20 protein-coding genes are annotated in these 20,291 nt (G+C 73.6%); 11 read left to right on the top strand and 9 right to left on the bottom strand.

The genetic code is table 11. The features are described from left to right. From GXP71_RS05340 to GXP71_RS05325, 4 genes are all read left to right on the top strand, one after another. On the top strand, positions 1–639 hold the full coding sequence (locus GXP71_RS05340) for a biotin transporter BioY (protein WP_162351812.1): 639 nt from the start codon (positions 1–3) through the stop codon (positions 637–639). Positions 640–651: 12 nt separating this feature from the next. Continuing rightward, positions 652–1,371: an energy-coupling factor ABC transporter ATP-binding protein gene (locus GXP71_RS05335; RefSeq protein WP_162351811.1), complete on the top strand. Its 720-nt coding sequence runs from the start codon at positions 652–654 to the stop codon at positions 1,369–1,371. Next, positions 1,368–2,012 (top strand): energy-coupling factor transporter transmembrane protein EcfT, encoded by a 645-nt coding sequence (locus tag GXP71_RS05330; RefSeq protein WP_162351810.1) that lies wholly within the window; start codon positions 1,368–1,370, stop codon positions 2,010–2,012. The genes GXP71_RS05335 and GXP71_RS05330 overlap by 4 nt, the downstream gene beginning before the upstream one ends. Before the next feature lie 92 nt (positions 2,013–2,104). Beyond that, entirely contained in the window at positions 2,105–2,992 is an 888-nt protein-coding gene (locus GXP71_RS05325; RefSeq protein WP_162351809.1) for a neutral zinc metallopeptidase, read from the top strand. Between the two features lie 133 nt (positions 2,993–3,125). Here the strand turns inward: GXP71_RS05325 and GXP71_RS05320 are convergent, their stop codons facing one another. After that, complete coding sequence (locus GXP71_RS05320; protein ID WP_162351808.1) at positions 3,126–6,434, bottom strand: glycoside hydrolase family 9 protein; 3,309 nt, start codon at positions 6,432–6,434, stop codon at positions 3,126–3,128. A gap of 388 nt (positions 6,435–6,822) precedes the next feature. Between GXP71_RS05320 and GXP71_RS05315 the strand changes: the two genes are divergently transcribed. Further along, positions 6,823–7,806: a LacI family DNA-binding transcriptional regulator gene (locus GXP71_RS05315; RefSeq protein ID WP_238402634.1), complete on the top strand. Its 984-nt coding sequence runs from the start codon at positions 6,823–6,825 to the stop codon at positions 7,804–7,806. 54 nt (positions 7,807–7,860) lie between these two features. Beyond that, a complete protein-coding gene (locus GXP71_RS05310) occupies positions 7,861–8,400 on the top strand; it encodes a GNAT family N-acetyltransferase (protein ID WP_162351806.1) in 540 nt (179 codons plus the stop codon). A gap of 89 nt (positions 8,401–8,489) precedes the next feature. Here GXP71_RS05310 and GXP71_RS05305 read toward each other — a convergent pair whose 3' ends face one another. The 8 genes from GXP71_RS05305 to GXP71_RS05270 form a co-directional block, all read right to left on the bottom strand. Beyond that, positions 8,490–8,816, bottom strand: a complete 327-nt coding sequence (locus tag GXP71_RS05305) for a metal-sulfur cluster assembly factor (protein WP_124343615.1) — start codon at positions 8,814–8,816, stop codon at positions 8,490–8,492. Further along, positions 8,813–9,298, bottom strand: a complete 486-nt coding sequence (gene sufU / locus GXP71_RS05300) for a Fe-S cluster assembly sulfur transfer protein SufU (protein WP_162351805.1) — start codon at positions 9,296–9,298, stop codon at positions 8,813–8,815. Before sufU ends, GXP71_RS05305 begins: the two co-directional genes overlap by 4 nt. Beyond that, on the bottom strand, positions 9,295–10,641 hold the full coding sequence (locus GXP71_RS05295; protein WP_162351804.1) for a SufS family cysteine desulfurase: 1,347 nt from the start codon (positions 10,639–10,641) through the stop codon (positions 9,295–9,297). The genes sufU and GXP71_RS05295 overlap by 4 nt, the downstream gene beginning before the upstream one ends. Positions 10,642–10,739: 98 nt before the next feature. Beyond that, on the bottom strand, positions 10,740–11,498 hold the full coding sequence (sufC, locus tag GXP71_RS05290) for a Fe-S cluster assembly ATPase SufC (RefSeq protein ID WP_124343618.1): 759 nt from the start codon (positions 11,496–11,498) through the stop codon (positions 10,740–10,742). 16 nt (positions 11,499–11,514) lie between these two features. Next, positions 11,515–11,847, bottom strand: a complete 333-nt coding sequence (locus GXP71_RS05285) for a non-heme iron oxygenase ferredoxin subunit (protein ID WP_124343619.1) — start codon at positions 11,845–11,847, stop codon at positions 11,515–11,517. Next, the gene (gene sufD, locus GXP71_RS05280; RefSeq protein WP_124343620.1) at positions 11,844–13,145 is read right to left on the bottom strand and encodes a Fe-S cluster assembly protein SufD; all 1,302 of its coding nucleotides are present in this window, start codon (positions 13,143–13,145) and stop codon (positions 11,844–11,846) included. The genes GXP71_RS05285 and sufD overlap by 4 nt, the downstream gene beginning before the upstream one ends. Next, positions 13,145–14,590, bottom strand: coding sequence for a Fe-S cluster assembly protein SufB (gene sufB, locus GXP71_RS05275; protein ID WP_124343621.1), 1,446 nt, complete (start codon positions 14,588–14,590; stop codon positions 13,145–13,147). The genes sufD and sufB overlap by 1 nt, the downstream gene beginning before the upstream one ends. Beyond that, complete coding sequence (locus GXP71_RS05270) at positions 14,587–15,324, bottom strand: metalloregulator ArsR/SmtB family transcription factor (protein ID WP_162351803.1); 738 nt, start codon at positions 15,322–15,324, stop codon at positions 14,587–14,589. Before GXP71_RS05270 ends, sufB begins: the two co-directional genes overlap by 4 nt. Before the next feature lie 274 nt (positions 15,325–15,598). Between GXP71_RS05270 and GXP71_RS05265 the strand changes: the two genes are divergently transcribed. The 5 genes from GXP71_RS05265 (at position 15,599) to GXP71_RS05245 (ending at position 20,282) form a co-directional block, all read left to right on the top strand. Then, positions 15,599–16,522 (top strand): ABC transporter ATP-binding protein, encoded by a 924-nt coding sequence (locus tag GXP71_RS05265; protein ID WP_162351802.1) that lies wholly within the window; start codon positions 15,599–15,601, stop codon positions 16,520–16,522. Next, positions 16,519–17,301, top strand: coding sequence for an ABC transporter permease (locus GXP71_RS05260; protein ID WP_162351801.1), 783 nt, complete (start codon positions 16,519–16,521; stop codon positions 17,299–17,301). Before GXP71_RS05265 ends, GXP71_RS05260 begins: the two co-directional genes overlap by 4 nt. A 64-nt stretch (positions 17,302–17,365) precedes the next feature. Then, positions 17,366–18,346: a heme A synthase gene (locus tag GXP71_RS05255; protein WP_162351800.1), complete on the top strand. Its 981-nt coding sequence runs from the start codon at positions 17,366–17,368 to the stop codon at positions 18,344–18,346. 101 nt (positions 18,347–18,447) lie between these two features. Further along, positions 18,448–19,464, top strand: coding sequence for an ATP-binding cassette domain-containing protein (locus tag GXP71_RS05250; RefSeq protein WP_162351799.1), 1,017 nt, complete (start codon positions 18,448–18,450; stop codon positions 19,462–19,464). Further along, entirely contained in the window at positions 19,461–20,282 is an 822-nt protein-coding gene (locus GXP71_RS05245; protein ID WP_162351798.1) for an ABC transporter permease, read from the top strand. The genes GXP71_RS05250 and GXP71_RS05245 overlap by 4 nt, the downstream gene beginning before the upstream one ends. The last annotated feature ends 9 nt before the right edge of the window (positions 20,283–20,291 follow it).

Genomic DNA, 20,291 nt, shown 5'->3' with positions numbered 1-20,291 from the left:
ATGACCGACGCGCCCGAGAAGCACCTGTCGACCGACTCCGCCGCCGCGGCGGCCGTCCATCCCGCACCCGTCGTGCGCTCCAGCGTCGCGACGGACGTCGCGCTCGTCTCGACGTTCGCGGCGTTCATCGCCGTGTGCGCGATCCTCCCGGGCATCCCGACGCCGTCCGGCGTGCCGATCACGCTGCAGACGTTCGGCGTGGTGCTCGCCGGCCTCGTGCTGGGCTGGCAGCGCGGTGCGCTGGCCGTCCTCCTGTACCTGGCCGTCGGCCTCGCGGGCGTGCCCGTGTTCGCGGACGGCACCGGCGGACTCGTCGTGCTGACCAAGCCGTCCGTCGGGTACCTGCTCGCGTTCCCGTTCGCCGCGGCCGTCGCGGGCCTCCTCGCCGGGCGCGCGCTGCGGCTCACGGGCGCGCTGCGCTACCTCGCGCTCGTGGGCGCCGGGCTCGGTGCGAGCTTCCTCACCGTCCACCCCGCGGGCATCGTCGGTCTCATGGCCCGGCTGGGCGTGTCCTTCGGCGAGGCGTTCGCGATCGACGTCGTGTACTGGCCCGGCGACGTCGTGAAGAACCTCCTCGCGGCCGCGGTCGCGCTCGCCGTGTTCCGCGCGTTCCCCGACCTGCTGCGCTCGCGCCGCTGACGGCAGGCACGCGTGATCGAGCTCGACGACGTCGTCGTCACCGCCTGGAGCCCCGACCCGGCCGGTGGCGCCGACCGCGTCGTCCGGCTGCTCGGTCCGGTGACGCTGCGGCTCGCCGAGCGCCGGATCGCGGTCGTCGGGGCCAACGGCTCGGGCAAGTCGACGCTCGCGCGGCTGCTCAACGGGCTGGTCCTGCCGTCCCGCGGGACGGTGCGCGTCGACGGGCTCGACACGGCCGCCGGCGGTGCCGCGGTCCGGCAGCGCGTCGGGTTCGTGTTCACCGACCCCAACGCGCAGATCGTCCTGCCGACACCGCTCGAGGACGTCGCCCTGTCACTGCGCCGCCGGTTCCCCGACAAGGCGGAGCGGCTGGAGGCGGCCCGGGCGGCGCTGCGCCGGTTCGGGCTCGGCGAGCGGGCGGACGTGTCCGTGCACGCGCTGTCCGGCGGGCAGCGCCAGCTCCTCGCCATCGCGGCGGTGCTGGCCGTCGAGCCCGCAGTGCTCGTGTGCGACGAGCCGACCACGCTGCTGGACCTGCGCTGGCGCCGGGTCGTCGACGACCTGCTCGGCGACCTCGACCAGCAGGTCGTCGTCGTCACGCACGACCTCGACGCCGCCCGCCGTGCCGACCGCGTCCTCGTGGTCGACGACGGGCTCGTCGTGCACGACGGTGCGCCGCACGAGGCCGTCGCGCACTACGAGGCGCTCATGGGCCAGGCGGGCGTGCCGTGACCCGGCGGGAGCGCGGCCCGATCCGGCCGCCCTGGGCCGGCCCGCTCGGGCTCTACCACCCCGGCACGACGGTCGTGCACCGCCTGCCTGCGGGCGCGAAGCTCGCCGGCCTCGCCCTGGCCGGCGTCGCGGTGCTGCTGCTCGACGGCCCACGCTCGGCCGTCGGCGCCCTCGTCGTCGCGGTCGGCGTGCTGCTCGTCGCACGCGTCCCGCTGCACCTCACGACCCGCGGCCTGCTCCCGGTCACCGTGCTCGCGCTCGTCGTCGGCGTCTACCAGACGTGGTCGCGCGGCTGGGAGGTCGGGGTCGAGATCGCCGCCGAGCTCCTCGCGCTCGTCGTCCTCGGCACGGTCGTCACCGCGACCACCCGGTCCGACGCGCTGCTCGACGTGCTCGCGCGCGTGACACTGCCCCTGCGGCACGTCGGGCTCCACCCCGAGACCGCGGCGCTTGCCGTCGGCCTGTTCCTCCGCACCATCCCGGTGCTCGCGCAGTCCTCGCTCGAGGTCCGGGCCGCCGCCCGGGCGCGGGGCCTCGACCGTGACCCGCGCGCGCTCGTCGTGCCCGCGGCCGTCCGGATGGTCGCCCACGCGCGCGCGACCGGTGACGCGCTCGCCGCCCGCGGCCTCGCCGACGACTGACCGCGCTGTACCCCGCGCGGCCGACGTGCACGAACGGGTGGCGCCGCCGTCCCGACAGGCGGACTCCGGGGCGCGGGATTAAGTTCCCCTCCGTGACGTTCGGTGAGGGTGGTCAGTTCGAGGGCGGTCGCGTGCGCACGAGCCGCGGTGGCAAGGTCGCCGTGGGCGGCGGGATCGGCGCGCTCGTCGTCGCGGTGCTGGCGATCTTCCTCAACCAGTCGGGCAACGGCGACCTCGCCAACGTCCTGCAGGGGGTCGCCGGCGGCAGCGGGCAGCAGGCCGAGCAGGGTGTGGTCGGGGACTGCACCGCGGAGCAGGCCAACGAGCAGCGCGACTGCCGCCTGTCCGCGACGCTCCAGGCGCTCGACGCGTACTGGGCGGCCGAGCTCCCCGCGCAGGGCGCGCAGTTCGCGCAGCCCGCCGCCGAGGCGTTCGAGGGTCAGACCACGACGGGCTGCGGCGCCGCATCGGCGTCGACCGGGCCGTTCTACTGCCCTCCCGACCAGACCATCTACCTCGACCTCGGCTTCTACGACCTCCTGCAGAGCCAGTTCGGCGCCGAGGGCGGCCCGCTCGCGGAGATGTACGTGACGGCGCACGAGTACGGGCACCACGTCCAGAACCTCACCGGCGTCATGGACCGCGCGCAGCGGCAGGGCACCGGCGCGGAGTCCGACTCCGTGCGCGTCGAGCTCCAGGCCGACTGCTACGCGGGCATGTGGGTCGGCAGCGCTGCGACCGAGGTCGACCCGGACACCGGCGTGACGTTCCTCGAGCCGATCACCGCCGAGCAGCTCCAGCAGGCGCTGTCCGCCGCGGAGGCCGTCGGCGACGACCACATCCAGCAGCAGTCCGGCGGCGGCGTGAACCCCGACTCGTGGACCCACGGCTCGTCCGAGCAGCGCCAGCGCTGGTTCACCACCGGCTACGAGCAGGGCACGCTCGCCGCCTGCGACACCTTCGCGACCGACGCACTCTGAACCGTCCCCGGTCCGGAGCGGTCCACGCCCTCGACGCCTCTGCGGGGCCCAGCGGCGCGCGCACGTCGCTCCCGCGACCCGGAGGTCACGGGAGCGACGTGGTCCAGCGGGTGCCGACCGGGCACGCAGGTCGTCAGCCGGTGGTCCGCGACCTCCGGGTGACGACGACCGCACCCGCGCCTGCGGCGACGAGCAGCAGCCCCATGCCGAGGAGCGCCCACGGGTCGGCGCCCGTGACCGCGAGGGGACCGGCACCGGCCGCCGGGGTGGCTCCGCTCGAGGTGCCGCCCCCGCCGCCGCCGACCGGAGCGCCGGGCGCGGCCACCGTGAGGGTCCCCGGGTCGGAGTAGGCGCCGCCGAAGGTGTTCGCGACGTACGCCCGGAACCGCGCCCCCGAGTCGGCGGTGCGCACCGTGAGCGCGAGCGTCGCCTCCGTCGCACCCGGCACGTCGGTCCACGTCCCGTCGACGAGCCGCTGCCACTGCACGGTCGGCGTCGGCGAGCCCGACGCGGCGACGGTGAAGCGGGCCTGCGCACCGTCGGCGACCGTGACGTCCGCGGGTCCGGTACGGACCCACGCGACCGTGCCCGCGGCCGACGCTCCGCCGCGCTGGTCGGCGACGAACGACGCCACCCACGACAGGGCCGAGTTCCAGTTCACGGTGATCTCGTTGGTCGACCACGACTGGATGTCGTCGACGTAGCAGAGCTGGGGTGCGCACATGTGGTCGGGGCCGTAGAGGCCGCTGATGACCGGGTCCCACGTGCCGACGTCCGAGTTCGGTCCGCCCGACACCGACCCGACCGGCGGGTTGGGCAGCGCGTCGGTGAGCGAGTGCGCGAACCACCGGCTGTGCTGGTCGTCGGAGAACACGTCGCCGTAGCCGGTGACGTACGAGATGTTGAGCGCGTTGCGGCCGAGCAGGTAGTCCATCGACTCGAGCACGGCGTCCGCGAACCGCTGGTCGCCCGTGAGGTCGAACGCGGTGCCGAGGACCACCTGGTTGTTGAGGACCGCGGAGTTCGACCCCCACTCGTACACGCCGTCGTCGTTGCCGCTGTACGCGGTGCCGAACGGCTCGGCCGCCTGCCGCTCGAGGTACGTCTCCGCACCGTCCACCACCGACTGGCGGATCGCGGTGCGCCCGGGGATGTCGGACTCCACGACGGCGAGGTCCATGCGACCGAGGGCCGCCGTCTCGCCCCAGTACATCCCGCCCGCGGTGAAGATGTCCGCGGTGTGGAGCTCGTTCGCGAGCACCGCGTCGCGGAACTGCGCCTCACCGGTCGTGAGGAACAGCTCGGCGGCCGCCCAGTAGAACTCGTCGGTCACGTCCGTGTCGTCGTACGGACCGCCACCCGGGCTCGGGTCGGCGTTCGGCGCCGGCGCGTACAGGTCGGGCGTGGCGACCGCGGCGGCGTACGCGGTGCGGGCGGCGGCGAGCAGCTCGGCGGCGAACTCGGCGTCGTACGGCTCCCACAGCCGGGCGCCCTGCGCCGCGGCGGCCGCGAGGTTCAGGGTCGCCGCGGTCGACGGGCGGTGCAGCCGGCGCTCCTGCGGGTCGTCCGACGGCAGCAGCGGCAGGCCGGTCCAGTCGACGTCGTGCACCTTGTGGTGGACCATGCCCGCGAGCGGCTCCCCGGCCGGCACCTGCATGCGCAGCATCCACTCGAGCTCCCAGCGCGCCTCGTCCAGCGCGTCGGGCACCCCGTTGGTCTGCTCGACGAGCGGGATGTCGAGGGAGCCGTCACCGAGGGCCACGACGTCGCCCGTCGGCGCGTGCAGGGCACGCTCGTAGGTGCTCATGACCTGCGCGACGGCGATGCCGCCGTTGACGACGTACTTGCCGTGGTCGCCCGCGTCGTACCAGCCGCCGACGACGTCCAGCGTGTAGTCGCACGTCCAGTCGCCGTAGAGGTGCTGCGCCTCTGCCGGCGTGATGCAGGGGACGGCGTGGTCGCCCTGGTTGGCGCCTGCGTCACCCGGCCGTCCGACGTGGCCCGCAGGGCGCGTGTAGCGCGCGTCGCCCATGATCGACCCGTCGATCGCGATGCCGCTGCGCACCGGGTAGAAGTAGTCGAGCGCGTCGTGGCGCAGGCTGTCGTACAGGTCGTCACCGACGACGAACGGGTGGCTGGTCTCGCCGTCCGCGCGCAGCGTGTACGTGCCGGGCGTGGTGACGTCGCCGAAGTCCACGACGTGCACGTTGACGCCGGCCGTCGGGTCGACGCCGCGCGGCGTCGACGTGCCGGACGCGACCACGGTGCTGCCGGAGCGGAGCTCCCAGTCGACGGGGTCGGTCTCGGTCGTGACGAGCGTCGCGCGCTTGGGCCCGTCGGTCAGGTACCCGACCTGGTTCACGCGGACGCGCGAGCCGGTGTCGGGCTCGTACGGCGGCGGCGGCTCGGTCGTCTCGGCGAACGACAGCTCGGTGATGCAGAACGTGTACGGCGCCGTGCGTCGACCGAGCTCGAGCTGGATGCGGCCGTAGGCCGCCGACGGGTCGGCGCTGAACGAGGCGTCGGCCATGAAGGCGTAGGTGAAGGTCGTCGGCGTCGTCGTCAGTGCCGCGTCGTCGTCGAGCACGCGGTGCCACGGCTCGCCGAACTGCCCCACGAGCACGTTGACGGGCGCCGGGGCGCTCGCGTAGGCCGTGAGCTCGAGCACGTAGCTGCGCCCCTCGACGACCTCGACGTGCTTGCGCTCGAGACCCGCCTCGTACGGGTTCGCGTAGCCGCCGCGCAGGTCGATGCACGCGCTGAGCCCGTCGGCCCCGGCGCGGGCCGTCCCGCCACCGGCGGCGTCGTAGAGCGAGAACTCCCCGAGGTCACCGCCCGCGAACGAGTGGTCGATGCGGGCGCCCGACGTGACGGAGAAGTCGTCGACGCAGAACGTGTACGGCGCGGCCTGCCCGCCGAGCTGGAACGAGACCTGGCCGGTCCCGGTCGTCCAGTCGTCGGCGACCGGCGAGCCGGGCGTGCCCGGACGCGTCGGCCAGTCGGCCGGCGTGAACGTGAACTCGACGTGCTGCGGCGTCGCGGAGCCGTCGAGCACGACCTGGTGACCGAACGCCGCGGGGTAACCGAGCCCGCCCTGGACGGGCACGGTCACGGGCGCGGTCGCGTGCGCCTCGAACGATACCGTGTAGGTGGTGTCGCGGTCGTACGTCACGTCGTCGTGCTGCAGCGCGATGTCCCACGGGTTGACGCCGCCGTCGACCACCGCGCACATCTCACCGCTCGCCGCGGTCGACGACACGGTCCCGGCGTTGGCGTAGGTGAACCAGCCCTGCGCGTCGCCGTCGGCGAAGCCGTGCTCGTCCGTCAGGGGGGCGGCGGTCGCAGTCGACGCGACGGCCGCGACGACGAGCAGGGCGGCCGACGTCGAGCCGGCCAGCCACCGGCGGCGCCGGCGTGGGCGCGGGGCGGGTGTGGGGACCACGGTGTCTCCGGAAGGGTGAGGGCGGGCGCCGTCGGGGCGCGTTGTCTGGTGGTGCGGGCAGTGAGAACTGGTAGCGCTTCCACGACGTCCGAGACGGACACATCGCACGAAAGTGGACGTCGCCCGCCGCTCGCGCCGCATCGTCACGGCGGCGCTCCCCGACTGACTGGACGCGCTTCCAGTTCCGCGCTTGATGGTCCGGGCGACTCCGTTCGATGTCAAGACGAAGCGGCAGGTCATCGCTCTAAGGAGTGAGCGAGCGTGCACCGTGATCCCGCCGGGAGCGCTGCCCGCCGCAGCATCCCCGGTGGTAGCCTCACGCGGGTTCAGCACGCGGACGAGGGGAACCATGACAGGTCGGACGGGACGCCCTCCCACCCTCGACGAGGTGGCCGAACGCGCCGGTGTCTCGCGCTCCGCGGCGTCGCGCGCCATCAACAACGCCGTCCACGTCAGCCCCGCGACGCGTCGCGCGGTCGACCGCGCGGTGCGCGAGCTGGGCTACGTCCCGAACGTCACCGCGCAGGCGCTCGCGCGCCAGAAGGTCGGCGCCGTCGTCCTCGCCGCGTCCCACGACAACCCGGACCTCCTCGGGGACCCGTTCATCGGCCAGGTGATCGTGGGGGTCACGACGGCGCTCGAGAACACCGAGCTCGACCTCAAGCTCCTCCTGTGCCACCCCGAGCGCGGCCACGACCGCGTCCGGCGCATGCTGCGACGCCCCCGTGCCGACGGGGTCATGGTCATGGCGCTGCGCGGCGACGACCCCCTCCAGCGGATGGTCGAGGAGTCGGGGCTGCCCGCGGTGTACGGCGGCCGGCCCCTGCACGGCCAGCCCGAGCTGTTCGTCGACGTCGACAACAGGGGCGGCGGCCGGACCGCGGCCGAGCACCTCGTCCGGCTCGGCCGCCGACGCATCGCCACGATCGCCGGACCCGAGGACTCGCACGCGGCCGTCGCGCGCCTCGAGGGCGTCACCGACGCCCTGTCCGTCGCGAACCTCGACCCCACGCTCGTCGAGCGCGCCGACTTCACGCGGGAGGGCGGCGCGCGCGCGATGGAGCGCCTGCTCGACCGCGATCCCGACATCGACGCCGTGGCCGTCGCGTCCGACAACATGGCCGTCGGAGCGCTCCGGACCCTCGCGCTGCACGGACGACGCGTGCCCGAGGACGTCGCCGTCGTGGGCTTCGACGACCTGCCGATCGCCGAGCTCGCCTACCCGCCGCTCACCACGGTCCAGCAGCCGATCCGCTCGCTCGGGCAGGAGATGGCGCGGGTCCTCCTCGCGGTCGTCGACGGCGAGACGCCCAGCTCGCTCCTGCTGCCGACACGGCTCGTGGTCCGCGAGTCGGCCCCGCTCCCGACCTAGCGACCAGTGATATCGACCTGCGCCCAGGCCCGGCGCCGGGCTACGGTCGCGCGCGTGCTGATCCGCTCCGAGACCCCTGCTGACGTCGATGCCGTGCGTGAGGTCGTCGGCTCCGCGTTCGGCGAGCACGCCGACCACGTCCTGACCATGCTCGACGCGCTCCGGGCTGACCCCGCGTGGGTCGAGGGCCTCTCGCTCGTCGCGGTCGGCGGCGACGGTGACGTCGTGGGGCACGTCCTGCTCACGCGCGTCATGATCACCTCGGCGCGCGGACCCGTGCCCGCCCTCACGCTCTCCCCGCTCTCCGTCGCCCCTGCCGCGCAGCGACGCGGTATCGGCACGGCTCTCGTCGCGGCCGCGCTCGACAGTGCCTCGGCCGCGGGATGGCCGCTCGTCGTCCTCGAGGGCGACCCCTGCTACTACGGCCGCCGCGGCTTCGTCGCCGCCGACCCGGTCGGGCTCGCGTCGCCGTCACCCCTCATCCCGCCGGGCGCGTGGCAGGTCGCGCTCCTGCCCGCGCACGAGCCTTGGATGACGGGGCCGACAACGCTGTCCGCTCCCCTGCTCGCGATCAACGACGTCCCTCGCGTCTGACGGACCGCGGCGCCGCTCCCGGCAGACGCACGACGACGCCCGGCCTCCGGCGGGAGGCGGGCGTCGTCGTGGACGTGCTGCTCGGCTGGTCAGATGTTGAAGCCGAGGGCGCGCATCTGGGCGCGGCCGTCGTCGGTGATCTTCTCCGGGCCCCACGGCGGCATCCAGACCCAGTTGATGCGGAAGCCGTCGACGATGCCGTCGAGCGCCTGCGCGGACTGGTCCTCGATGACGTCGGTCAGCGGGCACGCCGCGGAGGTGAGGGTCATGTCGATCACGGCGGTGTTCGTCTGGTCGATGACGACGCCGTAGACGAGGCCGAGGTCGACGACGTTGATGCCGAGCTCGGGGTCGATGACGTCCCGCATGGCCTCCTCGACGTCGGCGACCGTGGTCGGGTTGGTCTCGGTGCTCATGCGTCCTCCTTGGTGCGCGTCGCGCCGGTCTTGATGAGTGCGTCGTTCAGGGCGACCCAGCCGAGCAGGGCGCACTTCACGCGGGCCGAGTAGCGGCCGACGCCCGTGAAGGCGGCGGCGTCTCCGAGCTTGTCCTCCACCTCGTCACCGAGCCCGGCGCCCTTCGACTGCATGAGGGCGCGGAACGTGCCCGCGAGGTCGTCGACGGTGGTCAGGTCCTGGTCGACGACGAGGTCGTGCAGCACGGAGACAGAGGCCTGCGAGATGCTGCAGCCCTGCCCCTCCCAGCGCACGTCGCGGACGACCCCCGAGGGGTCGACGTCGACCTGCAGGGTCACCTCGTCGCCACACGTCGGGTTGACCTGGTGCGACTGGGCCGTGCGGGCCTCGGCCACCGCGACCTCGCCGAGGCCCCGCCCGTGCGGGTGCTTCGCGTGGTCGAGGATGACCTGCTGGTACAGCTGTTCCATCGAGGTGCTCATGCGTGACTCCCGTCCTCCAGACCGAAGAACGTCCGCACCCCCGCGAGTGCTTCCCGGAACACCTCGATCTCCTCGTCGGTCGTGTAGACGGCGGCCGACGCGCGGGCGGTCGCGGCGACGCCGAACCGGCGGTGCAGCGGCTGCGCGCAGTGGTGCCCGACGCGGACGGCGACGCCGGCGTCGTCGAGCACCTGGCCGACGTCGTGCGCGTGCACGCCGTCGACGACGAACGACACGTTCGCGAGCCGGTCGCGCGCGTCGGTCGGGCCGATCACGCGGACGCCCGGGACGGACGCCACGGCGTCGAGCAGGAGCTGCGTGAGGTGGGCCTCGTGCGCGGCCACGGCGTCCATGCCGAGCTCGGCGAGGTACGACGCGGCGGCGCCCATGCCGACGGCCTGCGACACCATCTGCGTGCCCGCCTCGAACCGCTGCGGCGGCGGCGCGTACGTCGTGCGCTCCATGGTGACGACCTCGACCATCGACCCGCCGGTGGTGACGGGCGGCATGGCCTCGAGCAGCTCGCGGCGACCGTAGAGGGCGCCGACGCCGGTCGGACCGAGCATCTTGTGGCCCGAGAACGCGGCGAAGTCGACGCCGAGCGCGTGCAGGTCGACGGGCAGGTGCGGCGCGGACTGGCACGCGTCGAGGACGGTGAGCGCGCCGACCTCGCGGGCCCGCGCGACGAACGCCTCGACGGGCGTGATCGCCCCGGTCACGTTCGACGCGTGCGTGAACGCGAGCACGCGGGTCCGCTCCCCCACGACCGTCGCGAGGTCGTCGAGGCGCAGGCGCCCGTCGTCGTCGACGCCGATCCAGCGCAGCGTCGCGCCCGTGCGGGCGGCGAGCTCCTGCCACGGCACGAGGTTCGCGTGGTGCTCCGCCTCGGTGACGACGATCTCGTCGCCCGGGCGGAGGGCGAAGCGCGCCGACTCCGACCCGCCGCGCCCCAGGGACGCGTTCGACATCGCGTACGCGACGAGGTTGATCGCCGCGGTCGCGTTCGACGTCCAGACGAGCTCGCCGGGTGAGACGCCGACGAACGACGCGACGCGGTCGCGCGCGTCCTCGAACGCCTCGGTGGCCTCCTCCGCGAGCTGGTGCGCGCCGCGGTGCACGGCGGCGTTGCGCTGCACGTAGAAGTCCTGCTCGGCGTCGAGGACGACCTCGGGCTTCTGCGACGTCGCCCCCGAGTCGAGGTAGACGAGCGGGCGTCCGCCGCGCAGGGTGCGCGCGAGCAGCGGGAAGTCCGCGCGGACCGCCGCGAGCTCGGCGGGACCGAGCGTGCCGGCCGCGGCCGGCGTCCCGCCCTGCGGGACCGCGGTGTCGAGCGTGCTGGTCACGTCGTCCGCCCTTCGTCGTGGGGTCGTGCGCCTACCGGGTCAGGAGTCCCCCGGGGGCGTCGCACGGACGCTCCCCCGGGGACGGTGGTCGTCGGTCGTCAGACCGCCGACGTGAGGAACCGGTCGTAGCCCTCGTTCTCGAGGCGCTCGGCGAGCTCGGGCCCGCCCTCCTCGGCGACCTTGCCGTCGACGAAGACGTGCACGAAGTCGGGCTGGATGTAGCGCAGGATGCGCGTGTAGTGCGTGATGAGCAGCACGCCGACGTCCGGGTTCTGGCGGACGCGGTTGACGCCCTCCGACACGACGCGCAGCGCGTCGACGTCGAGGCCCGAGTCGGTCTCGTCGAGGATCGCGAACTTCGGCTTGAGGAGCTCCATCTGGAGGATCTCGTGGCGCTTCTTCTCACCGCCGGAGAAGCCCTCGTTCACGGAGCGGTCCGCGAACGCCGGGTCCATGCGGAGGTCGTCCATCGCGGTGCGGACGTCCTTGACCCACGTGCGCAGCGGCGGGGCCTCGCCGTCGATCGCGGTCTTCGCGGTGCGCAGGAAGTTCGACACCGAGACGCCGGGCACCTCGACCGGGTACTGCATCGCGAGGAACAGGCCCGCGCGGGCGCGCTCGTCGACGGACAGGGCGAGGACGTCCTCGCCGTCGAGCGTCACGGTGCCGGAGGTGATCTGGTACTTCGGGTGGCCCGCGAGCGAGTACGCGAGCGTGGACTTGCCGGACCCGTTGGGGCCCATGATCGCGTGCGTCTCGCCGCTGTTCACGGTCAGGTCGACACCGCGCAGGATGGGCTTGGCGCCCTCCTTGGTCTCGACGCTGACGTGCAGGTCGCGGATCTCCAGGGTGGCCATGCGGGGTACTCCTAGGTCAGAGGGGGGCGTCGACGTCGACCAGCACGCGCTGGCCGTCGACGGTCACGGGGTAGACGGGGACGGGCCGGACCGCGGGCGGGCCGAGCGGCTTGCCGGTGCGCAGGTCGAACCGCGACCCGTGCAGCCAGCACTCGATCGAGCAGTCCTCGACCTCGCCGTCGGACAGCGAGACCGCGCCGTGCGAGCAGATGTCGCTGATGGCGTGCAGCTCGCCGTCCTCGTCGCGGACGATCGCGACCTCGACGGGTCCGGACTCGCCCTCGAGCTCGACGCGGAGCGTGCCGGCGGCCGGCACGTCCTCGTCGTAGCAGGCGAGCTGTGCGGTCATGCGCGCTCCGTGTGGACGGATGACTCGGAACCGTCGACGTGCGGACGGTCGGCGAGCCCGTCGAGCGCCGACATGGACGCCTCGAGCTCCTTCTCGATCGCACCGATGAGCCGCTCCTCGACCGCGGGGACGCCGATCTCGTGGACCAGCTCCGCGAAGAAGCCGCGCACGACGAGCCGACGCGCGTCGGCCTCGGGGATGCCGCGGGCGCGCAGGTAGAAGAGCTGCTCGTCGTCGAAGCGGCCGGTCGCGGACGCGTGGCCCGCACCCTCGATGACGCCCGTCTCGATCTCGAGGTTCGGCACCGAGTCCGCGCGCGCCCCGTCGGTGAGGACGAGGTTGCGGTTGAGCTCGTACGTGTCGGTGCCCTCGGCGGCCGCGCGGATCAGCACGTCGCCGACCCACACGGTGTGCGCGCCCGCGCCCTGCAGCGCGCCCTTGTAGGTCACACGGCTCACGCAGTTGGGGACCGCGTGGTCGACGAACAGGCGCTGCTCCTGGTGCTGGCCCGCGTCGGCGAAGTACAGGCCGAGCAGGTTGACCGACGCACCCTCGCCGACGAACGCGGCGTCGGGCGTGATGCGCACGACGTCGCCGCCGAGCGTCACCGCGATGTGCTTGACGGTCGCGTCGCGACCGATCCGCAGCCGGTGCGACGACGCGTGGACCGAGCCCTCGGCCCAGTCGTGCACCGTGACGACGGTGAGGTGCGCACCCTCGTCCGCGACGATCTCGACGGTCTCGGTGAGCGACGCGTGCCCGACGTGGTCGATGACGACGACGCCCTCGGACAGCGCCTCGGCGTGCACCAGCAGGTGCGTCGCCGACGGCTCGAGCGGCGCGTCGTGCGTGCCCGCACCCTCGACGCCCTCGATCTTGATCGACGTCACGGTGGACGCGACCTTCTCGCGCGGGACCGTCACGACGGTCGCACGCGGGAACGACGCCCACGCGACGGCGGCGGTGCGGTCGCCGGGCTCGCCCGCGCGGCCGAGGCGCTCGTCATCGCGGTCGACGATCTCGACCCTGACCTCGGGCGCCTCGACGACGGTCGTCAGCACGCCGTGACCCGTGAGCACGCCCTCGCTCGTCGCGGCGAACAGCGGCGCGAGGCGGTCGACGGGCGAGAACCGCCACTCCTCCTCACGGCCCGTGGGGACCGCGAAGTCGGCGACGTCGAAGGACGTCGGACGCGCGGCACGGGACGCCTCCGGGGTGCCCCCGGTGCCGTGCGTGTGGGCCCCGTCGGCGACCGCCCGCGAGTGGTCGGTCGACAGGTTCTCCGTGGTGGTCGTCATCAGCCGACGGCCCCTTCCATCTGCAGCTCGATGAGGCGGTTGAGCTCGAGGGCGTACTCCATGGGCAGCTCGCGCGCGATGGGCTCGACGAACCCGCGCACGATCATGGCCATCGCCTCGGTCTCGGGCATGCCCCGGGACATCAGGTAGAACAGCTGGTCCTCGCTCACGCGCGACACCGTGGCCTCGTGGCCCATCGACACGTCGTCCTCGCGGACGTCGACGTACGGGTAGGTGTCGGAGCGCGAGATCTGGTCGACGAGCAGCGCGTCGCAGAGCACGTTCGACGCGGAGTGGCTCGCACCCTCCAGCACCTGCACGAGCCCGCGGTAGGACGTGCGGCCACCGCCGCGCGCGACCGACTTCGAGACGATCGACGACGACGTGTGCGGCGCGGCGTGCACCATCTTGGCGCCCGCGTCCTGGTGCTGGCCCTCGCCCGCGAACGCGATCGACAGCGTCTCGCCGCGCGCGTGCTCGCCCATGAGGTAGATCGCCGGGTACTTCATCGTGACCTTGGAGCCGATGTTGCCGTCGACCCACTCCATCGTCGCGCCCTCGGCGGCGGTCGCCCGCTTGGTGACGAGGTTGTACACGTTGTTCGACCAGTTCTGGATCGTCGTGTACCGCACGCGGGCGTTCTTCTTGACGATGATCTCGACGACCGCGGAGTGCAGCGAGTCCGACGAGTAGACGGGCGCGGTGCAGCCCTCGACGTAGTGCACGTACGAGCCCTCGTCGGCGATGATCAGCGTCCGCTCGAACTGGCCCATGTTCTCCGTGTTGATGCGGAAGTAGGCCTGCAGCGGGATCTCGACGTGCACGCCCGGCGGCACGTAGACGAACGACCCGCCCGACCACACGGCGGTGTTGAGCGACGCGAACTTGTTGTCGCCCGGGGGGATCACGGAGCCGAAGTACTGCTCGAAGATCTCGGGGTGCTCGCGCAGGCCCGTGTCGGTGTCGAGGAAGATGACGCCCTGCTCCTCGAGCGACTCCTGGATCTGGTGGTAGACGACCTCGGACTCGTACTGCGCGGCGACGCCCGCGACGAGGCGCTGCTTCTCCGCCTCCGGGATGCCGAGGCGGTCGTACGTGTTCTTGATGTCCTCGGGCAGGTCCTCCCAGCTGGCGGCCTGCTTCTCCGTCGAGCGCACGAAGTACTTGATGTTGTCGAAGTCGATGCCCGACAGGTCGGAGCCCCACCACGGCATGGGCTTCTTCTCGAACAGGCGCAGCGACTTCAGGCGCGTCTTGAGCATCCACTCGGGCTCGTTCTTCAGCGCCGAGATCTCCCGCACGACGGCCTCGGACAGGCCGCGCTTCGCCGTGGCGCCGGCCACGTCGGTGTCGTGCCAGCCGTAGTTGTAGTTGCCGATCGAGGCGATGGCCTCGTCCTGCGTGAGGGGCGCAGCGGCTGCCGCGTTCTCGGTGGGTGCACTCATGCTGTCGGTCCTTCCGGGGCGAGCACGGGGGCTGCGGGGGTCGGTGCGGTCGTCGGGATGTTCGTGGTGCAGACGTGCCCACCACCGGCGAGGGTGGCGAGGCGCTGCACGTGGACGCCGAGGATGCGCGAGAACGCGCGGGCCTCGGCCTCGCAGAGCTGCGGGAACTCGTGCGCGACGTCCTGGACGGGGCAGTGCCCCTGGCAGAGCTGGACGGCTCGTGCGCCGGGGACGGGCCGTGCGGACGCGGCGTACCCGTCGGCGGTCAGGCCGTCGGCGAGCGAGCGGGCCCGGGCCGTGACGTCGTCGCCGGCCGCGTCGACGACCGCCACGAGGCGCTGCTCGAGGTCGCGGACCCGCTGCTCGGCGAAGCTCTCGACCGCGGCCGGTCCGCCGGTCTCGGCGAGGAAGCGCAGCGCCTGCGCGGCGAGCTCGGAGTAGCGGTGCGAGAGCGCGGCCTGGCCGCGGCTGGTCACGACGTAGCGGCGGGCCGGGCGACCGCGACGCGCCGGGCCGAGGCCGACCCCGTCGTGCACGGCGATCTGGTCGCCGGACTCGAGCACCGCGAGGTGCCGGCGGATGCCGGTGGTCGTGAGGTCGAGCCGGGCGGCGAGCTCGGTGGCGGACACCGGACCCTGCGCGGCGACGAGCCGCAGGACGCGCTCGCGCGTGCCGGCGTCGGACTCGGGCGTCGCCGCGGTGCTCACGGCGGCGACGGGCAGCGTCGCGCTCATGGTCACCTCCCGGATCGTGGGGCCTCCCCCACGCCGCGCGACCGGGTGGACCGGCCGTGGGCACGACCGGGGGATGGTCGCGATATTGGCAACATCCTTGTTGTCGAAATCCATCCCTGCAAGCAAGGGTGACCTTCCCGCAGGTGACGACACGCGACGGGCGCCCCGTGCCCACCGGCGGGGACGCGACGGTCACGCGACCGGCTGTGGCGGACGTCACCTCGACCGCCGGGCGCTCCGGGACGGCCGGGCCGCGCGCCTAGACTCCCCTCTCGTGCCCGACTCCCCCGCGCTGGAGGTCCGTGGGCTCGTCAAGCGGTACGGCGGTCGCGCCGTCGTCGACGGGCTCGACCTCGCCGCGCTCCCCGGCCAGGTGACGGCCGTGCTCGGGCCCAACGGCGCCGGCAAGACGACGACGATCGAGTGCTGCGAGGGTCTGCGCACGCCCGACGAGGGTGCCGTGCGCGTCCTCGGGCTCGACCCGCGCACGCAGGCCCGTGAGCTCCGCCCGCGCGTGGGCGTGATGCTCCAGGACGGCGGCCTGCCGACGTCGATCCGCGCCGCCGACATGCTCGCGCACGTCGCCCGCATGTACGCGGACCCGCGCGACCTCGGTGAGCTCACCGAACGGCTCGGGCTCGGGTCGTTCGCGCGCACCACGGTCCGGCGGCTGTCCGGCGGGCAGCGGCAGCGTCTCGCGCTCGCCGCGGCGGTCGTCGGCCGGCCCGACGTCGTGTTCCTCGACGAGCCCAGCGCCGGCATGGACCCCCAGGCACGGCTCGCCGTCTGGGAGCTCGTGCGCGAGCTGCGGGCCGAGGGTGTCGCCGTGCTGCTCACCACCCACCTCATGGACGAGGCCGAGGACCTGGCGGACCACGTGGTCGTCGTCGACCAGGGCCGCGTCGTCGCCGAGGGCTCGGTCGCGGACCTGCTGACGTCGGCGGACGACCGCTCGCTGCGTCTCGAGACGCGCGCCGGGCTCGACCTGGACGGGCTGCGCGCCGCGCTCGGCGACGGGTTCGCCGTCGTCGAGGCCGCGCCCGGCACGTACGTCGTCTCCGGCGCCGTCCAGCCCGCGACCGTCGCGGCCGTCACCGCCTGGCTCGCCGCGGGCGACGTGCTCGCGACACGTCTGTCGGTCGGCCGCTCGACGCTCGAGGACGTCTTCCTCGACCTGACGGGACGGGACCTGCGATGACGACGACCTCCGCACCGGTCCGCGACCCCCACGCCGGTGCCGCGCCCACCTGGCGCCGCGTCCTCGCGCAGACCTCGTTCGAGGCGCGCGCGATCCTGCGCAACGGCGAGCAGCTGCTCGTGACGGTCGTCGTGCCCGTGCTCGTCCTCGTCGGGCTGACGCGCGGCACGTTCGTCGAGCTCGACACCGGCGACGCGAGCCGCATCGACTTCCTCGCGCCCGGTGTCCTGGCGCTCGCCGTCATGACGACGTCGTTCACGTCCCAGGCCATCGCGTCGTCGTTCGACCGGCGCAACGGCGTGCTGCGGCTGCTGTCCACCACGCCGCTCGGCCGCGGCGGGCTGCTCGCGGGCAAGGTGCTCGGCGTGCTCGTCGTCGAGCTCGTGCAGGTGCTCGTGATCGGGACGGCGGCCGTCGTGCTCGGCTGGCGTCCCGACCCCGCCGGGATCCCGCTCGCCGCCGTCGCGGTCGTGCTCGGCACGGCGGCGTTCACGTCGCTCGCGATGCTCGTCGCGGGGACGCTGCGCGCCGAGGCCGTCCTGGCCGTCGCCAACCTCGCGCTGCTCGTCCTCGCGGTCGCGGGCGGGGTGATCGTGCCCGCCGCGAGCCTGCCGGGGCCGCTCGAGCACGTCGCGCTGCTGCTGCCGTCCGGCGCGCTGGGCGAGGCCATGCGCGAGACGCTGCTGCACGGGGTCCTCCCGCCCTGGTCGGTCGTCGTCCTGCTCGGCTGGACCGCCGCGCTCGGCTGGGGTGCGGGCCGGCTGTTCCGCTGGCACTGACGTGTGACGCGGCTCGCTCGGCACGCGGTCGGGCGGGCCACCGCGCCGAACTACCCTGGGACGCGTGACGACGCCCGCCACCGCACCCGTCCGGCCGCCCCTGCTCGACCGTCTGCGGCCGCGCTGGACCCGGCCCGCGATCATCGCGAACCTCGTCGGGCAGATCGTCATCGTCGGCACGGGCGGCGCCGTGCGGCTCACCGGCTCAGGCCTCGGCTGCTCGACGTGGCCGCAGTGCGAGCCCGGCGAGTTCACGCCCCGGTTCCACGAGGCCACGTCGATCCACCCGTTCATCGAGTTCGGCAACCGGACCATCACCGGCGTGCTGGGCATCCTCGCGATCGTCGTCGCGCTCCTCGTCTTCTCCGACCGCAGCCGCTCCGCCGCCTACCGCTGGCTCGGCCTCGCGCCGCTCGCCGGGGTCGCGGTGCAGGCCGTCGTCGGGGGGATCACCGTGCTCGTCGACCTGCACCCCGCGATCGTCGGCGGCCACCTGCTCATCTCGATGGCGCTCGTCGCCGCGTCGACGTGGCTGCTCGTCCGGTCGGCCGAGGGCGACGCGCCGCCCGAGCCGCTCGTCGACCGCAGCACGTACCGCCTGCGCTGGCTGCTCGCCGCGCTCACCGTCCTCGTCCTCGTGCTGGGGGTCGTCGTCACCGGCGCCGGGCCGCACTCGGGCGACGAGGAGGTCGGCTACCGGTTCGCGGTCGACCCGTACGCCATGGCACGCGTGCACGCGGCGTCGGTCTGGCTCTTCGTCGCGGTGCTCGCCGTCATGCTGTGGCGGGTCCTGCGGTCGCAGGTCGGCGGCCGGCCGCGCACGGTCGGGCTCGTGCTGCTCGGCGTGACGCTCGGTCAGGGGCTGATCGGGTACGTCCAGCTCTTCACCGGCCTCCCGATCGCGCTGGTCAACCTGCACATGGTGGGGGCCGCGCTGCTCGCCGCCGGGGTCGTGTCGTTCTGCGGCACGCTCCGCACGCGCGGCCCGGTGCCCGTCGTCCCGGGCGCCGGTGCGCCCGCGGCGGCGCCGCTGACAGCGGTCTGACAGCGGGTCGACAGCGGCCCGCCGGCCGGCGCCACCCGCTGACAGCAGGCTGACAGCGGGGTCCGTCCACCCTGGTCACGACAACGACCAGGGAGGACACCATGACCCACCACACCTGGGCCATCGAGGCCGAGGGCCTCGTCAAGACGTTCGGCGCGCAGCGTGCCGTCGACGGCGTCGACCTCACCGTCCGGACCGGCACCGTCTACGGCGTGCTCGGTCCGAACGGCGCCGGCAAGACGACGACGATCCGCATGCTCGCCACGCTCCTGCGCCCCGACGCCGGCACGGCCTACGTCTTCGGGCACGACGTGGCCCGTGAGCCGCACGTCGTGCGGCAGCTCATCGGCGTGACCGGCCAGTACGCGTCGGTCGACGAGACGCTGAGCGCGACCGAGAACCTCGTGCTCTTCTCGCGCCTGCACGGCCTGTCCCGGCCCGCCGCCCGCGCGAAGTCCGCGGACCTGCTGGAGCGGTTCGGCCTGACCGAGGCGGCGAACAAGCCGCTGCGCAACTTCTCCGGCGGCATGCGGCGCCGCCTGGACCTCGCCGCGAGCCTCATCGCGCAGCCGCCGCTCATCTTCCTCGACGAGCCGACCACGGGCCTCGACCCGCGCACCCGCGCGCAGATGTGGGACACGATCCGCGAGCTCGTCGCGACCGGTTCGACGGTCCTGCTCACGACCCAGTACCTCGACGAGGCCGACCAGCTCGCGGACCGCATCGCGGTCATCGACCGCGGCCGTGTCGTCGCCGAGGGCACCGCCGACGAGCTGAAGTCGGCGGTCGGCACGCAGTCGCTGCAGCTGCGGCTCGCCGACCCGGGCCAGGTCCTGGCCGCGGCGGCGACGATCCGCGACCGGTTCCGCGTCGAGCCGACGGTCTCCCCCGAGGCCGCACGCCTCACCCTCCCGCTGGACGACCCCGCCGCGGTGACGGACCTGCTCGTGCTGCTGCGCGAGCGCGGCCTCGCCGTCGACGAGCTGTCCATGCAGAAGCCCTCGCTCGACGAGGTCTTCCTCACGCTCACCGGCCACCCGGCCGAGGCGTCCGACGACGCGGACCCGTCCGCGCCCGAGCACGCGGCCGACGCCGCAGGAACGACGGTGAACGCATGAGCGCCACGACCCTCTCCCCGACCACCGGAGTCCCCGCCGACCTCGCCCGCACCGTCTCGTGGCCCGTCGCGGCGAAGCAGTCGCTCACCATGGCGTGGCGAGGGCTGCTCAAGGTCCGCCGCACGCCCGAGCAGCTCTTCGACGTGACGCTGCAGCCGATCATCTTCACGCTGATGTTCACGTACATCTTCGGCGGTGCGATCTCCGGCAGCGTGCGCGACTACCTGCCCGTCATCATCCCGGGCATCCTCGTCCAGACCGTCCTCACGACGTCCGTCGTCACGGGCGTGCAGCTCCGCGAGGACATGGACAAGGGCGTGTTCGACCGGTTCAAGTCGCTGCCCATCGCGCGCGTCGCACCCCTCGCGGGCGCGCTCGTCGCCGACGCGGTCCGGTACCTCATCGCGACGACGCTGACCTTCACGATGGGCTACGTCATGGGTTACCGGCCCGGCGGCGGGATCGGCGGCGTCGTGCTCGCGGGCCTGCTCGTGATCCTGTGCTCGTGGTCGCTCAGCTGGATCTTCGCGTTCTTCGGGGTCGTCGGGCGCACCGCGTCGTCGGTGCAGGGCATCTCGTTCCTCGTGCTCTTCCCGCTGACGTTCCTGTCGAACGCGTTCGTCGACCCGTCGACGATGCCGCGGCCCCTGCAGGTGTTCGCCGAGGCGAACCCGGTGTCGCACCTCGTCACGGCCGTGCGCGAGCTCGCCAACACGGCGACGGCGACGCACCAGGTCGGCCTCGCGCTCCTCGGCTCGGCGATCGTCGTCGCGGTGTTCGCCCCGCTCGCCGTGCGCGCGTACATGCGCAAGGCCTGAGCGCCGCAC

The organism is Cellulomonas sp. H30R-01 (assembly GCF_010119915.1).
Classification (GTDB): Bacteria; Actinomycetota; Actinomycetes; order Actinomycetales; family Cellulomonadaceae; genus Cellulomonas; species Cellulomonas algicola.
Note: the sequence above shows the minus strand (reverse complement) of the source record. Positions and strands in the feature narration are given on the sequence as shown.